The organism is Streptomyces sp. NPDC001450 (assembly GCF_053597295.1).
Window position 1 is genome coordinate 142,056 of record NZ_JBSFHY010000011.1, and the last position, 14,998, is coordinate 157,053.

A 14,998-nucleotide genomic window follows, 5' to 3' on the forward strand; every position below is an offset into this window, starting at 1 on the left:
CTGTGGACAACGCCCCCGCGGTGCCGGCCGGCGTCAGTCCTTGTGGACGGTGCCGTCGGGGTCCAGGCCGCGGAAGGACAGCAGCACGATCAGGATGCCGCCGCACACGATCGCCGAGTCGGCCAGGTTGAACACCGCGAAGCCCTTGGGCGCGATGAAGTCCACGACCTCGCCCTGGAAGATCCCGGGCTCCCGGAAGATCCGGTCGGTGAGGTTGCCGAGCGCGCCGCCGAGCAGCAGGCCGAGGGCGATCGCCCAGGGGAAGCTGTAGAGCTTGCGGGCCAGGCGGATGATCACCACGATCACGGCGGCCGCGATGAGCGTGAAGATGATCGTGAAGGCCGCGCCGAAGCCGAAGGCCGCGCCCGGGTTGCGGATGGCGTGCAGCTCCAGCAGGTCCCCGATCAGCTCGATCGGCGCGTGGTGCTCCAGCTTCGCGACCACGATCATCTTGCTGATCAGGTCGAGGGCGTACGCGAACGCGGCCACCGCGAACAGCACGGCGATCCGGCGTCCGCGCCCGGTCCGCCGCGGCGCCGCCGCCCCCTGCTCACCCGCGCCGGGCAGGCCGGACGTCTGCTCGCCGCTGTCGTCCGGGGTGTCCGGCGTACCGATGATGCGCTCCGCCTCTGCCACGTGAGTCCCTCAACCTAGGTGCCTGACTGAGGACGAGAGTACGGCACGTCCCGGCAGGCCCTGGTGCTCAGGAGCGACGTTCCTGCTTCTGCTTGCACTCCACGCACAGCGTGGCCCTCGGGAACGCCTGCATGCGGGCCTTGCCGATGGGGTTGCCGCAGTTCTCGCACAGCCCGTAGGTGCCCGCGTCGAGCCGTTCCAGGGCGCGCTCGGTCTGGGTCAGCATCTCGCGCGCGTTGGCGGCCAGCGCCATCTCGTGCTCGCGCGTGATGTTCTTGGTGCCGGTGTCGGCCTGGTCGTCACCGGCACCGTCCCCGGAGTCCCGCATCAGGCCCACCAGAGAGGCCTCGGAAGAGCTGATCTCGGTCCGCAGCCGCTCCGCCTCGGACTGCAGCTCGGCGCGGGCCTCCGCGACCTCTTCCGGGGTCCAGGGGTCCTCTCCCGGGCGCACCGCCAGCTCGCCGGGCTCCGCCGCGGAGACCCGCGCCTTGGGAACGGCGGTCTGCTCCGCCGTGGCCGTGCCAGGAGTCTTCTTCGCAACCACCGTCGTGGCTCCCGTCTGCTTCGCGGCCCGCGCCGCGCCCGCTTTCTTGGCCATGCTCTTCCCGGCCGCCCCCGTGGAGACGCCCTCGCCGGCCGCCTTCTCGGCGACGGCCTTCTCGGCGACGGCCTTCTCGGCAGCCCCCTTCACGACTCCACCGGCGACCGTCTCCTCGGAGGCCACCTCCACCGCCTTCTTGCCCCCCTTCCCAGCGACGCCGCCCTTCTTGACGCCCGCCTTCACGGCGGCCGCCTTCTTGCCGACAGCCGTCGCCTTGGCGGCCGTCTCCTTGGCCGCCTCCTTCTTGGCCGCCGTCTCCTTGGCCGCCGCCCTCTTGGCCGCCGTCTCCTTGGCCGCCGCCCTCTTGGCCGCCGCCTTCGCGGCCGAGCCTTTGACGACCGTCCCCTTGGCGCCCGTTTCCCTGACAGCGGCCTTCTTGGCCGCCACTGTCGTAGCCGAGTCCTCGGCAGCCACCCTCCTGCCGGCCGTCTCCTTCACCGCCGTCTCCTTGGCCGCCGCTGTCGTGGTCGAGTCCTTGACAGCCGCGCTCTTCGTGGCGGCCGTCTCAGCAGCCACAGCCTTCTTGGCCACTGCCTCCTTGGCCGGAGCTTTCCTCGGTGCCGTCTCCTTGGCCGCTGTCTTCCCGGCCGTCGTCTTCCGGGCCGCTGTCTTCCCGGCCGTCGTCTTCTCCGCCGCGGCCTCCTCGACCGCCCCCACGCCGGCCGCAGCCTTCCCTGCGCCCGCTTTCTTCCCAGCCGCCATACCGGCCGCAGCCTTCCTGCTCGCCGCCTTCCCAGCCGCGGCCTCCTCGGCCACCCCCGCCTTGGCCGCAGCCTTCCTGGCGGCAGGCTTCGTGCCCGCCTCCGCAGTCGCCGTCTTCTTCGCCGCCTTCCCGGCCGAGTCGCTCTTCGCGGCCTTCTCGACTGGGCCCTTCCCGGCGTCCTCGAGCACCGGGCCCTTCCCTGCCCCCGCCGTAGAGCCCCTCGTCGCAGTAGTGCTCCGTCCGGCCTCCTCCGCCGCGGCGGCCGCCCGCTTCGTGGCAGTGCCCGGCTCCTCCCCGGGCGGCTTTCTCGGTGTCTTGGCGGTTGCCGTGGTGCCCGGGGGGCGGGCGGAGCATTCTGTTCCGTCAGCGCGGGAGCGGACCGGTTTCGGTCCCGCCCGGCCGGCCGAGGCGGCACCCGCGCGCGTGGTCTTCTTGCGGCCGGCTCCCTGGGAGCGGCCGGTCGCCGGCTGCTGTACGGCGGTCTTCTTCGCCACCATGGCCGCGACCCCTTCACATATTGTGATCTTGCCCGCGAATCGTGCTGGGACGATAAATCGACTTGAGTCCCGCGGCAACGGGGCGCACCGCCCGATTCGCCCGCCCGCACCCCCCGCGCAGCGGACCTGCATCCGTTGTGCCCAGCTCCCCGCCGGGTAATCCGCCGAGGAGGACGCGCCCGGATGCGCGCGCCCGCACCCCCGCCATTCGGGTCATCCCGCCGCCGCCTCCGCCGGGCCCCGCGCGGCCCGGAAAAGCGGTCGGCCGCTGTCCGCGTGGCGCCGTACACTGGGCGGAGCGAAAAGCGTGGATGGGGACGAGTAGCGACGTACGCAGCCCAGAGCGACCCGGGGACGGTGTGAGCCCGGGGGCGAGCGCGACGTGAAGATCACCCCGGAGCCGCCGGAAGAAAGCCGTGGAGGACCCACGGCGAGTAGAGCCGGCTTCGCGACCCCAATGAGGGGGCTCACCGGAGCGTACGGCGCGACGGGGAGCCAAGGAGGGTGGTACCGCGGGAGCGCGCCGCACACGGCGTAGCAGGAATGAAGGCTCTCGTCCCTCCGACGGAAGGCAGCAAGTCCGTTGGAGGATGCTCGCAGATGACAGCGCCGACGTACCGCCAGGTGCCCGCCCAGGTCGACCTGCCCGCGCTTGAGCACGCCGTGCTCGACTTCTGGCGCGACCAGAAGATCTTCGCCAAGAGCCTGGAGCAGTCCGAGGGCCGCCCGGAGTGGGTGTTCTACGAGGGCCCGCCCACCGCGAACGGCATGCCCGGCGCCCACCACATCGAGGCGCGGGTCTTCAAGGACGTCTTCCCCCGCTTCCGCACCATGCGCGGCTACCACGTGGCCCGCAAGGCCGGCTGGGACTGCCACGGCCTCCCGGTGGAGCTGGCGGTCGAGAAGGAGCTGGGCTTCTCCGGCAAGCAGGACATCGAGGCGTACGGCATCGCCGAGTTCAACGCCAAGTGCCGCGAGTCGGTGACCCGGCACACCGACGCCTTCGCCGAGCTGACGACCCGCATGGGCTACTGGGTCGATCTGGACGACGCCTACCGGACCATGGACCCCGAGTACGTGGAATCGGTCTGGTGGTCGCTGAAGGAGATCTTCAACAAGGGCCTGCTGGTCCAGGACCATCGCGTCGCCCCCTGGTGCCCGCGCTGCGGCACCGGCCTGTCCGACCACGAGCTGGCGCAGGGCTACGAGACGGTCGTGGACCCGTCCGTGTACGTCCGTTTCCCGCTCACCTCCGGACCGCTCGCCGGCGAGGCCGCGCTCCTGGTGTGGACGACGACCCCGTGGACCCTGGTGTCCAACACGGCGGTCGCCACGCACCCCGAGGTGACCTACGTCGTCGCGACCGACGGCGAGGAGAAGCTCGTCGTCGCCGAGCCGCTCGTCGCCAAGGCGCTCGGCGAGGGCTGGGAGACCACCGGCCAGTCCTTCACGGGCGCCGAGATGGAGCGCTGGACGTATCAACGTCCGTTCGAGCTCGTGGAGTTCCCGAGCGTCAGCGAGGGCACCAACGGGCACAGCCCGGAGCCGGCCCACTACGTGGTGAACGCCGAGTACGTCACGACCGAGGACGGTACGGGTCTGGTCCACCAGTCCCCCGCCTTCGGTGAGGACGACCTCAGGGTCTGCCGCGCCTACGGCCTGCCGGTCGTGAACCCGGTCCGCCCCGACGGCACCTTCGAGGAGGACGTCCCGCTGGTCGGCGGCGTCTTCTTCAAGAAGGCGGACGAGAAGCTCACCGAGGACCTCAAGCAGCGCGGTCTGCTGTTCAAGCACATCCCGTACGAGCACAGCTACCCGCACTGCTGGCGCTGCCACACCGCGCTGCTCTACTACGCGCAGCCCTCCTGGTACATCCGCACCACGGCGGTCAAGGACCGCCTGATCCAGGAGAACGAGCAGACCAACTGGTTCCCGGAGACGGTCAAGCACGGCCGCTTCGGCGACTGGCTGAACAACAACATCGACTGGGCGCTGTCCCGCAACCGCTACTGGGGCACCCCGCTGCCGATCTGGCGCTGCGAGGACGACCACCTCACCTGCGTCGGCTCCCGCGCGGAGCTGACCGAGCTGACCGGCGCCGACCAGGCCGGCCTGGACCCGCACCGCCCGTACATCGACGACGTCACCTTCGCCTGCCGTCACGACGGCTGCGACAAGACCGCGACGCGCGTGCCCGAGGTGATCGACGCCTGGTACGACTCGGGTTCGATGCCGTTCGCGCAGTGGGGCTACCCGTACAAGAACAAGGAGCTGTTCGAGAGCCGGTACCCGGCGCAGTTCATCTCCGAGGCGATCGACCAGACGCGAGGGTGGTTCTACACCCTCATGGCGGTCGGCACCCTCGTCTTCGACAAGTCGTCGTACGAGAACGTCGTCTGCCTCGGCCACATCCTCGCCGAGGACGGCCGCAAGATGTCCAAGCACCTGGGCAACATCCTGCAGCCGATCCCGCTCATGGACCAGCACGGCGCGGACGCGGTGCGCTGGTTCATGGCGGCCGGCGGTTCCCCGTGGGCGGCCCGCCGGGTCGGCCACGGCACCATCCAGGAGGTCGTCCGCAAGACGCTCCTCACGTACTGGAACACGGTGGCCTTCCAGGCGCTGTACGCCCGTACGTCGAACTGGGCGCCGTCCGCCGCGGACCCGGCCCCGGCCGACCGCCCGGTGCTGGACCGCTGGCTGCTGTCCGAGCTGCACGCGCTCACCGACCAGGTGACCCAGGCGCTGGAGGCGTACGACACCCAGCGCGCCGGCAAGCTGCTCTCCGCGTTCGTCGACGACCTGTCGAACTGGTACGTCCGCCGTTCGCGCCGCCGCTTCTGGCAGGGCGACAAGGCCGCGCTGCGCACGCTGCACGAGGTGCTGGAGACGGTCACGAAGCTGATGGCCCCGATCACCCCGTTCATCGCCGAGCGGGTGTGGCAGGACCTGGTCGTGCCGGTGACCCCGGGCGCCCCGGAGTCGGTGCACCTGGCCTCCTGGCCGGACGCGGACCTCGGCGCGATCAACCCCGATCTGTCGAAGCAGATGGTCCTGGTCCGCCGGCTGGTGGAGCTGGGCCGTGCCACGCGCGCGGAGTCGGGCGTCAAGACGCGCCAGCCGCTGTCCCGGGCCCTCATCGCCGCCACCGGCTTCGAGAACCTGGACCCCGAGCTGCACGTCCAGATCACCGAGGAGCTGAACGTCTCCTCGCTGGCGTCACTGTCCGATGTCGGCGGCTCGCTGGTGGACACCACCGCCAAGGCCAACTTCCGCGCCCTGGGCAAGCGGTTCGGCAAGCGCGTCCAGGACGTGGCCAAGGCCATCGCGAACGCGGACGCGGCGGCGCTGTCCCTGGCCCTGCGCGAGGGCACGGCGTCGGTCGAGGTCGACGGGGAGACGGTCGCCCTCGCCCCGGACGAGGTGATCATCACGGAGACCCCGCGCGAGGGCTGGTCGGTGGCCTCCGACTCGGGCGCGACGGTCGCCCTGGACCTGGAGATCACCGAGGCGCTGCGACAGGCGGGCCTGGCCCGTGACGCGATCCGGCTGATCCAGGAGGCCCGCAAGAACAGCGGCCTGGACGTCACAGACCGGATCGCCCTGCGCTGGACCTCCACGGACCCGGCGGTCATCGCGGCCCTGACCGAGCACGGCGAACTGATCGCCGAGGAGGTCCTGTCGACCGACTTCGGCCAGGGTGAGGCGGACGACAGCTTCGGCGAGCCGTTCACCGACGAGGGGCTGTCTCTCACGTTCCGACTGCGCAAGGCGTAAGCGCTGATCGTTTGAAAGGGCCCGGTCTCCACGTTGGGGATCAGGCCCTTTCTCACGAGTGCGGGTCGGGCAGGTACCGTGCGCCCACGCGGCGGGGCCGCATATCGCTGCAGCCCCGCGCTCCTGAAGTGCCTCCGTGCGCCCCGGCACCGCCTCCTCAACACGCGTAAAAAGGGCGGGGCCCCGGACCGAAGTCCGGGGCCCCGCCCTGTTGAACGCTGCCGACGCCGTTGTCGTACTAGTGGCCGCGGCCCGTCAGTTGTCGTCCTCGTCGATCAGGAACCCGCGCATCGGCGAGGGCGCCTGGCCCATCGGGGACGGACCCTGCGGACGGACCGGAGCCATGGGCTGGGTCATCGCGGGGGTCATCTGCTGCTGGCCGCCGTAGGACGGGGCGGAGGGCGCCGGAGGGCCGCCCATCCCCTGGTTGCCGCCGTAGGACGGGGCGCTCGCGCCGGCCGGGGCCATGGAGGGCGCCGGGGACGGCGGGAGGGAGGCGGTGGCCGGGGTGCGCGGCGGAGCCAGGGAGTCGTCGGCCTGCGTCTCCAGCTGGCGCAGCTGCGACTCCAGGTACGACTTCAGACGCGTGCGGTACTCGCGCTCGAAGCCGCGCAGGTCCTCGACCTTGCGCTCCAGCGTGGCGCGCGCGGACTCCAGGGAGCCCATGGCGACGCGGTGCTTCTCCTGCGCGTCCCGCTCCAGCGCGTCCGCCTTGGCACGGGCGTCACGCTCCAGACCCTCGGCGCGGCTGCGGGCCTCGCCGACGATCTTGTTGGCCTCGGAGCGGGCCTCGGCGATCGCCTGGTCGGCGGTCTGCTGGGCCAGCGAGAGGACACGGGCGGCGCTGTCGCCACCGGGGCCCTGACCGGGGCCGCCCATCGGGCCACCCATGGGGCCGCCCATCGGGCCACCCATCTGCTGCGGCATGGGCGGCTGACCACCCATGGGGCCCTGACCCATCGGACCCTGGCCCATCGGGCCGGGACCCTGCGGGCCGCCCTGACCGCCGGGGCCGGCGGGCAGCTGCGGGGCGCCGCTCGGCAGCTGGGGCGGGCCACCCATGGGGCCACCCATCTGCTGCTGCGGCGGGCCCGATATGCCGGCGGGCACCGGAGCGCCGGGGCCTCGCATCCCCTGCTGAGGCATGCCGGGCTGCTGGTCCTGCGGCTCCGGAGGCTTGCGCATGTTCTGCTGGTTCTGGGCAGCAGCGCGCGTGGCCGCGGCCAGCTTGGCGCGCAGGTCCTCGTTCTCGCGGAGCAGACGGGTCAGCTCGGCTTCGACCTCGTCGAGGAAGGCATCGACCTCGTCCTCGTCATAGCCTTCTCGGAGGCGGACGGTCGTGAACTGCTTGTTCCGCACGTCCTCGGGGGTCAACGGCATCTCTTCACCTCAACGTAGTCATCGGCAGTCGGCAAGACCGTATCGTCCACCCTCATCACAGGAAGCTCTGCACAACGGAGATGAGGATGTAGACGATGATCATCAGTACGAAGAAGGACAGGTCGAGCGCCACGCCCCCGAGACGCAGCGGCGGGATGAACCGCCGCAGAAGCTTCAGCGGTGGATCGGTGACAGTGTAGGTGGCCTCAAGGACGACCACCATCGCCTTGCCGGGTTGCCACGAGCGGGCGAACTGGAAGACATAGTCCATGACCAGCCGGAAGATGAGCACGACGAGGAACACCATCAGCGCGATGTAGATCACCTGCGCGAACACGCTCATGGCCTGGACTTCCCTCTCCCCTGTTCCGTGCTTCTTTCCGGTGGTGCGTCTCAGCTCTGGTTGAAGAACCCGCCCTCTGCGATGCGGGCCTTGTCCTCCGCCGTGACATCGACGTTAGCAGGAGACAACAGGAACACCTTCTGCGTCACCCGCTCGATGCTGCCGTGAAGACCAAACACCAAACCGGCCGCAAAGTCGACAAGTCGCTTCGCGTCTGTGTCATCCATCTCAGTCAGATTCATGATCACCGGGGTGCCCTCACGGAAGTGTTCCCCGATGGTACGGGCCTCGTTGTAGGTCCGCGGGTGAAGCGTGGTGATCCGGTAAGGCTCTCGTTCCGACACAACCTTGGGCATGATCACCGGTGCGTTCTTCTCCAGGGACTGACGTTCTTGTGTGATGGACGCCACGGGCGCGATGCGCGCCGGACGTCCGGATTCCGCGGCGAGCGAAGTCGCACGGGCCACCGGTTCGCGCGGCGTGGGCGGCTGCACGATTCGCACCTCTTCGTCCCTTTGGGACTGATGTGCACTGTGCGACTGGTGTGACGATTCATGCCGTCGGTGGTCCCGCTCGGGCTCCGGGTCCAGTTCGGGCTCGAAGTCGTCGTCGGGGTCAAATCCGCGGCCGTCGTACCCATCGTCCTCCACGAGGCCGAGGTAGACCGCCATCTTGCGCATCGCGCCGGCCATGCTCTGAGTCCTCCGCTCTGTGGTGGATCGACTGACGACTGCCAAGTGCCCGCGATCCACGAGGTCGTTGTGCCCGCCTTCACGGGCATTGACCATATTTTCTGCTGTGGTCCGACTTCTTGGCGACGTTACCCGAGCCTGGGGCGGACTCCGAGTACCGCGGTGCCGACGCGCACATGTGTCGCCCCGGCGGCCACAGCCTGTTCGAGGTCCGCACTCATCCCTGCCGACACCATGGTTGCAGCCGGATGGGCTCGGCGCAGGTCGGTCGACAAATCCATGAGCCGCTCGAATGCCGCCTGTTCGCGTCCCGCGTACTCCCCGGTGAGCGGAGCGACGGTCATCAGCCCGTCGAGCCGCAGTCCGGGCGACGCGGCCACGAGGTCGGCCAACTCTTCGATTCCGCCGGGCGCCACGCCACCGCGCTCGCCCCGCAGGCTCTCGCCGGCGTCGAGCGCGACCTGGATGAGACACCCCACCTCGCGCTCCGCCCGCACGGCCTCCTTCGACAGCGCCGTGACCAGTCGCGCACGGTCGATGGACTGCACGACATCGGCGTAACCGACCACGGAACGCACCTTGTTGGTCTGCAACTGACCGACAAAATGCCAATTCAGGGGCAGATCAGCACAAGCCGCGGCCTTCGGCGCCGCGTCCTGGTCACGGTTCTCGGCGACATGACGCACACCGAGTTCCGACAGAATCCGCACATCGCTCGCCGGGTAGGTCTTGGTGACCACGATCAGGGTCACCTCTTCCCGTCCCCGCCCGGCCGCCGCGCACGCGGCGGCGATGCGCTGCTCCACTTTCGCCAGATTTGCGGCGAGTTCGGTCTTACGGTCCGTCATGCCCCATCAGTCCAGCCAGACATAGCCCGCGAGCCGCCCGGTGGTGCGGTCACGGCGGTACGAGAAGTGATCGCCCGACTCCATCGTGCACACCGGCGACTGCGCCCGGTCGCACACCCCGAGCCGGTCGAGCTGCGCGTGCACTCCGGCGCTCACGTCGACCGCGGGGGTGCCCCAGCTCGTCTCGGCGTGCGCCGTCGGCTCGACGGCGGTCACTTCGGCGCGCATCCGCTCCGGCACCTCGTAGCACCGGCCGCAGACCGCCGGTCCGGTACGGGCGACGATGCGGCCCGGCTCGGCGCCCAGTTCGGCCATGGCCCGTACAGCGGCGGGGACGACGCCCTTGACCATGCCGGGCCGCCCGGCGTGGGCCGCGGCCACGACCCCGGCGACGGGGTCGGCCAGCAGCACCGGCACGCAGTCGGCGGTGAGGACGGCGAGGGCGAGTCCCCGGCGGGCGGTGACGATCGCGTCGACCTCCGGTACGGGCCGATCACCCCAGGGCGCGTCCACGACGGCCACGTCGGCGCCGTGCACCTGGTTCATCCAGACGACCTGCCCGGCGTCCAGCCCGAGCGTCTTCGCCGCCAGCTCCCGGTTCTCCCGCACCGCCGCCGGGTCGTCCCCGACCGCGCCGCCGAGGTTGAGCTCCTCATACGGAGCGGCGCTCACCCCGCCCCACCGGTCGGTGAAGGCGAAGTGCGCGCCGCTCACGCTCTCGCGCTGTCCTATCACTTCAGGAAGTCCGGGACGTCCAGTTCCTCGGCCGCGCTGTCCGAGTAGCTCCGCGACGACGGGACCGGCGGGGCAGCCGGGACGTCGGCCACCGGCTCGGGCGCCGGCTCCGGCTCCTCCTTCGGGGTCACGCTGCCCAGCGAGCCGAAGGACGGGCGGCTCTCCGGCTGCCGTACCGGAGCGGGCTCCTCGCGGCGGGGCGTGGAGGAGGCGGAGGCCGAGCCGAGGACGTTGTCCCGGCGGGCCGGCGGCTGGCCGCCGTCGAAGCCGGCCGCGATCACGGTGACCCGCACCTCGTCGCCGAGCGCGTCGTCGATGACCGCGCCGAAGATGATGTTGGCCTCGGGGTGGGCGGCCTCGCTGACCAGCTGGGCGGCCTCGTTGATCTCGAACAGGCCGAGGTCGGAGCCGCCGGAGATGGAGAGCAGGACGCCCCGGGCGCCGTCGATGGACGCCTCGAGGAGCGGCGAGGAGATCGCCATCTCGGCGGCGGCCACCGCGCGGTCGTCGCCGCGGGCCGAGCCGATGCCCATCAGGGCCGAACCGGCCTCGGACATGACCGACTTGACGTCGGCGAAGTCGAGGTTGATCAGACCGGGGGTGGTGATGAGGTCGGTGATGCCCTGAACACCGGAGAGCAGGACCTGGTCGGCGGACTTGAAGGCGTCCAGGACCGAGACCTGGCGGTCCGAGATGGACAGCAGCCGGTCGTTCGGGATGACGATGAGGGTGTCGACCTCTTCGCGCAGCTCGGCGATGCCGTCCTCGGCCTGGTTCGCGCGGCGCCGTCCCTCGAAGGTGAACGGGCGCGTGACCACGCCGATGGTGAGGGCGCCCAGCGAGCGCGCGATGTTGGCCACGACGGGCGCGCCGCCGGTGCCGGTGCCGCCGCCTTCACCGGCCGTCACGAAGACCATGTCGGCCCCCTTGAGGACCTCCTCGATCTCCTCGCGGTGGTCCTCGGCGGCCTTGCGGCCGACGGCCGGGTTGGCTCCGGCGCCGAGTCCGCGGGTGAGTTCGCGGCCGACGTCGAGCTTGACGTCGGCGTCGCTCATCAACAGCGCCTGTGCGTCGGTGTTGATGGCGATGAACTCGACGCCCTTGAGACCGACCTCGATCATCCGGTTGATGGCATTGACACCACCGCCGCCGACACCGATGACCTTGATGACTGCGAGGTAGTTCTGCGGTGCTGCCACGTCGAAGGCCTCTCGCCTCGAATTACGTTGTCGCCACCGGGCGGTTCCCCGCGCCGGGACGACGGATGTCGAATGGGACGGTCCGAACGCCGACCCGAACCCTAACCCTGAAGTTTAGGGTTACCAGTGTGTCTGTTCCCTGGAGTCTTCTGAACAGGACACTAAGTCGACAAGTGGCGCCCGTTCAACGAACACGCCGAACCTCCCGTTTTTCTTTTCACCCTATGTGATCAGCCATAGCAGTGCCCAACCAGGGTGCTGGCCTGCGCTGATGTGCGTCAACTCCCTGATGACGCAGGGGCGGTGGGGACGCTGACATCGAAGTGCCGCGCGCCGGGAGCTGCTTTCATGAGAGCTGTGAGGGCCCGTGCCTTGGCGGGGCCGCTCTCGCCGCTACCCCATGCCACCGTGCGGCCGTCGCCCAAATCCAGCGAGATGTCGTCGTAGGAACGGACTTGGACGGTCCGGGTGCCCCGCGCGACCGCGGCCGGCAGGTCGCCGGCGACCTGGACCGCCTCGCGCATCAGCCGGTCGGTGCCGAAACGCCGGAAGCTGGCGGAACCGGAACCCTTCCGGGACGCGGTCAACTCCAGCGCCGGAACGCCTTTCGGCGCCTGCGAAACCGTGGCGAAACGGACACCTTCATCGTCGACTTCGACGAAGTTCCCGGCTTTTCGGACAAGTAGCACCGGGGTGCGCTCGACCACTTTCAGGCCGATTCCATGAGGCCAGGAACGGACGACGTCAACGGTGTCAATTCGGGGCAATTTCCGGCGGAGTCGGGCCGCGATGGCGTCCGTGTCGACGGAAATCAGTGGCTCCCCGACCGGCACGGAGGCGGCCTCGCGCACGTCGGCCGGGGTCAGGACGCGGGTGCCCGAGATCGAGACACGCTGCACCCGCAGCCACGAGGAGCCGTACAACACCCAAGCCGAACCCGCCCCGAGGAGCACCAGGGCGACAGCCAGAATGACGATCGTACGAAGGCGGGTTTTCCTCAACCGCCGCGCGAGCGGCGGGCCGGACGACTCCTGCTGGCGTTCACCGCGCTCGGCGGTCGTCGGTCCGGCCACGCTCACAGCCCCTTCGTCATACGGTCCTATCGGCGCGAGGCGATCGCCTCGTACACCATGCCGACGAGCAGCTCGTCGGCGTCCCGGCGACCGAACTCGCCTGCCGCGCGCGACATCTCGTACAGCCGGTGCGGGTCGGCCAGCACGGGCAGGACGTTCTGCTGCACCCACTCGGGGGTCAGCTCCGCGTCGTCGACGAGGAGTCCGCCGCCGGCCTTGACCACCGGCTGGGCGTTCAGCCGCTGTTCGCCGTTACCGATGGGCAGCGGGACGTAGGCGGCCGGGAGCCCGACGGCGGAGAGTTCGGCGACGGTCATCGCGCCGGCACGGCAGAGCATCATGTCGGCCGCGGCGTACGCGAGGTCCATCCGGTCCAGGTAACTTACCGGGATGTAGGGGGGCATTCCCGGCATCTGCTGCACCTGCGGCAGTTCGTTCTTCGGGCCGACCGCGTGCAGGATCTGGATGCCGGCCTGCTGCAGCCGGGGAGCGACCTGCTGGACGACCTCGTTGAGGCGCCGGGCACCCTGGGAGCCACCTGAGACGAGCAGCGTGGGCAGGTTCGGGTCGAGGCCGAACCGGGCGCGGGCCTCGGGGCGGACGGCGGCGCGGTCCAGGGTCGCGATGGAGCGGCGCAGCGGGATGCCGATGTAGCGGGCGTCGCGCAGCTTGCTGTCCGGGGTGGAGACGGCGACCCGGGCCGCGTACCGCGAACCGATCTTGTTGGCCAGGCCGGGCCGCGCGTTGGCCTCGTGGATCACGATGGGCACACCGAGGCGCTTGGCGGCCAGGTAGCCGGGCAGGGCGACGTAGCCGCCGAAGCCGACCACGCAGTCGGCCTTGGTGCGCTCCAGGATCTGCTCGGCGGCCTTGATCGTGCCGCGCAGCCGGCCCGGGACGGTGATCAGCTCGGGCGTGGGCTTGCGGGGCAGCGGCACGGCGGGGATCAGCGCCAGCTCGTAGCCGCGCTCCGGGACGAGTCGGGTCTCAAGTCCGCGTTCCGTGCCCAGGGCCGTGATCCCCACGGTCGGATCCTGCCTGCGCAGGGCGTCCGCGAGGGCGAGCGCGGGCTCGATGTGGCCGGCGGTCCCCCCACCAGCGAGTACGACATGCACCGAAATTCACCGCTCTCCGGACGAACGCGCCACCGAGGCACGCCGTCGCATCGTGTTCCATCTCCGAGGCCCCCGATCCATCCTGGGGCCTCCAGCCCGCTTTCTACCAAAGCGAGGTTGCCGCATCGCAAGCGCCGCCCGCGCAGCGGGCTCGTCGCGTGCGAAGGCGATCAGCAGCCCGATGGCGAACATGGTCGGCAGCAGGGCGGACCCTCCGTAGGAAAACAGCGGGAGGGGGACGCCGGCGATCGGCAGCAGACCGAGCACCGCACCGATGTTGATCACCGCCTGGGCGGTGATCCAGGTGGTCACGCCTCCCGCGGCGTACCTCACGAAGGGGTCCTCCGTGCGTCCGGCCACGCGGATACCCGCATAGCCTAGAGCCGCGAACAGGGCGAGCACCGACAGCGTCCCCGCCAGGCCCAGTTCCTCACCGGTGACGGCGAAGATGAAGTCGGTGTGTGCTTCAGGTAGTTGGCCCCATTTTTCCACACTCGCGCCAAGACCGGAGCCGAAGAGTCCGCCGGAGGCGAGGGCGTAGATCCCGTGCACGGCCTGCCAGCAGTCGGCGACCCCGGACTTCGGCTCTGTGGCGCCGATGCAGGCGAGCCGGGCCATCCGGTTGGGGCTGGTCTTGATCAGGACCACACCGATCAGACCCGCGATCGAGAGCACGCCGGCGAACAGCCGGGTCGGTGCCCCCGCGAGCCACAGCAGGCCGAACAGGATCGCCGTGAGAATGATCGCGGTGCCCATGTCGCCGCCGAGCATGATCAGGCCCAGCAGCAGGAAGGCGACCGGCACCAGCGGCACCAGCATGTGCTTCCACTGGGTCAGCAGCTTCTTCTCCTGCTTGCGGGCGATCAGGTCCGCACCCCACAGCACCAGGGCGAGCTTGCCGAACTCGCTGGGCTGGATCTGGAAGGAGCCGCCGAGGGAGATCCAGTTCTGGTTGCCGTTGACCGCCATCCCTATCCCCGGCACCTGCACCAGGACCATCAGGAAGACGGCACCGGCGAGGATCGGGTAGGCGAGTGCGCGGTGCAGCTTCACCGGCATGCGGGAGGCGACGAACAGCAGCGCGCTGCCGATGAGCGCGGCGAGGAACTGCTTGCGGAAGAAGTACGACCCCGGCAGCGACAGCTGCAGCGCGGTGATCTGGGAGGCCGAGTAGACCATCACCAGGCCCAGCACTGTGATCAGCAGGCTGCCGCCGAGGATCACGTAGTAGGCGGTCAGCGGTCGGTCCCAGGCCTTGCGCGCGCGCAGGTAGAGCCGTAGGACGGGGTTCTCGCCCGGCGGCCGGGACGTCGCGGGCCTTCTGGCGGCGCGCTGAACCGGAGGACGGCCTGTACGGCTACTGGACATCACCAGCTCCTCGCACCCGCCGACCAAACCC

At 70.2% G+C, this 14,998-nt stretch carries 12 protein-coding genes; 1 reads left to right on the forward strand and 11 read right to left on the reverse strand.

The window, feature by feature from the left end:
• Positions 1-33: 33 nt before the first annotated feature.
• On the reverse strand, positions 34-636 hold the full coding sequence (lspA, locus tag ACWC5O_RS14850; RefSeq protein ID WP_450587254.1) for a signal peptidase II: 603 nt from the start codon (positions 634-636) through the stop codon (positions 34-36).
• A gap of 67 nt (positions 637-703) precedes the next feature.
• Positions 704-1,939, reverse strand: coding sequence for a TraR/DksA family transcriptional regulator (locus ACWC5O_RS14855; RefSeq protein WP_450780993.1), 1,236 nt, complete (start codon positions 1,937-1,939; stop codon positions 704-706).
• Between the two features lie 1,098 nt (positions 1,940-3,037).
• Here ACWC5O_RS14855 and ileS point away from each other — a divergent pair.
• A complete protein-coding gene (ileS, locus tag ACWC5O_RS14860; RefSeq protein WP_450587251.1) occupies positions 3,038-6,214 on the forward strand; it encodes an isoleucine--tRNA ligase in 3,177 nt (1,058 codons plus the stop codon).
• 255 nt (positions 6,215-6,469) lie between these two features.
• Here the strand turns inward: ileS and ACWC5O_RS14865 are convergent, their stop codons facing one another.
• The 9 genes from ACWC5O_RS14865 to ftsW all read right to left on the reverse strand — a co-directional run bounded on the left by ACWC5O_RS14865 (position 6,470) and on the right by ftsW (position 14,967).
• Positions 6,470-7,594: a DivIVA domain-containing protein gene (locus ACWC5O_RS14865; RefSeq protein ID WP_450587249.1), complete on the reverse strand. Its 1,125-nt coding sequence runs from the start codon at positions 7,592-7,594 to the stop codon at positions 6,470-6,472.
• A gap of 55 nt (positions 7,595-7,649) precedes the next feature.
• Positions 7,650-7,937, reverse strand: a complete 288-nt coding sequence (locus ACWC5O_RS14870; RefSeq protein WP_094220204.1) for a YggT family protein — start codon at positions 7,935-7,937, stop codon at positions 7,650-7,652.
• A 50-nt stretch (positions 7,938-7,987) separates the two neighbouring features.
• Positions 7,988-8,629: a cell division protein SepF gene (locus ACWC5O_RS14875; RefSeq protein ID WP_450587246.1), complete on the reverse strand. Its 642-nt coding sequence runs from the start codon at positions 8,627-8,629 to the stop codon at positions 7,988-7,990.
• Positions 8,630-8,757: 128 nt separating this feature from the next.
• A complete protein-coding gene (locus ACWC5O_RS14880) occupies positions 8,758-9,477 on the reverse strand; it encodes a YggS family pyridoxal phosphate-dependent enzyme (RefSeq protein ID WP_450587245.1) in 720 nt (239 codons plus the stop codon).
• A gap of 6 nt (positions 9,478-9,483) precedes the next feature.
• Positions 9,484-10,212 (reverse strand): peptidoglycan editing factor PgeF, encoded by a 729-nt coding sequence (gene pgeF, locus ACWC5O_RS14885; RefSeq protein WP_450587243.1) that lies wholly within the window; start codon positions 10,210-10,212, stop codon positions 9,484-9,486.
• Positions 10,209-11,411, reverse strand: coding sequence for a cell division protein FtsZ (ftsZ, locus tag ACWC5O_RS14890; protein WP_450587242.1), 1,203 nt, complete (start codon positions 11,409-11,411; stop codon positions 10,209-10,211). Before ftsZ ends, pgeF begins: the two co-directional genes overlap by 4 nt.
• A 278-nt stretch (positions 11,412-11,689) precedes the next feature.
• On the reverse strand, positions 11,690-12,484 hold the full coding sequence (locus ACWC5O_RS14895; protein ID WP_450587240.1) for a cell division protein FtsQ/DivIB: 795 nt from the start codon (positions 12,482-12,484) through the stop codon (positions 11,690-11,692).
• Positions 12,485-12,510: 26 nt separating this feature from the next.
• Positions 12,511-13,599 (reverse strand): undecaprenyldiphospho-muramoylpentapeptide beta-N-acetylglucosaminyltransferase, encoded by a 1,089-nt coding sequence (gene murG / locus ACWC5O_RS14900; RefSeq protein WP_450587238.1) that lies wholly within the window; start codon positions 13,597-13,599, stop codon positions 12,511-12,513.
• A gap of 6 nt (positions 13,600-13,605) precedes the next feature.
• Positions 13,606-14,967, reverse strand: coding sequence for a putative lipid II flippase FtsW (gene ftsW / locus ACWC5O_RS14905; protein ID WP_450587236.1), 1,362 nt, complete (start codon positions 14,965-14,967; stop codon positions 13,606-13,608).
• Positions 14,968-14,998 lie beyond the last annotated feature (31 nt).

What these genes read in the sequence shown, in the direction of transcription:
- ACWC5O_RS14855 (WP_450780993.1), bottom strand. Translation starts at nt 1,939, where the DNA reads ATGGCGGCTGGGAAGAAAGCGGGCGCAGGGAAGGCTGCGGCCGGCGTG.
- ACWC5O_RS14880 (WP_450587245.1), bottom strand. Translation starts at nt 9,477, where the DNA reads ATGACGGACCGTAAGACCGAACTCGCCGCAAATCTGGCGAAAGTGGAG.
- ACWC5O_RS14870 (WP_094220204.1), bottom strand. Translation starts at nt 7,937, where the DNA reads ATGAGCGTGTTCGCGCAGGTGATCTACATCGCGCTGATGGTGTTCCTC.
- ileS (WP_450587251.1), top strand. Translation starts at nt 3,038, where the DNA reads ATGACAGCGCCGACGTACCGCCAGGTGCCCGCCCAGGTCGACCTGCCC.
- ACWC5O_RS14865 (WP_450587249.1), bottom strand. Translation starts at nt 7,594, where the DNA reads ATGCCGTTGACCCCCGAGGACGTGCGGAACAAGCAGTTCACGACCGTC.
- ACWC5O_RS14875 (WP_450587246.1), bottom strand. Translation starts at nt 8,629, where the DNA reads ATGGCCGGCGCGATGCGCAAGATGGCGGTCTACCTCGGCCTCGTGGAG.
- ftsW (WP_450587236.1), bottom strand. Translation starts at nt 14,967, where the DNA reads ATGTCCAGTAGCCGTACAGGCCGTCCTCCGGTTCAGCGCGCCGCCAGA.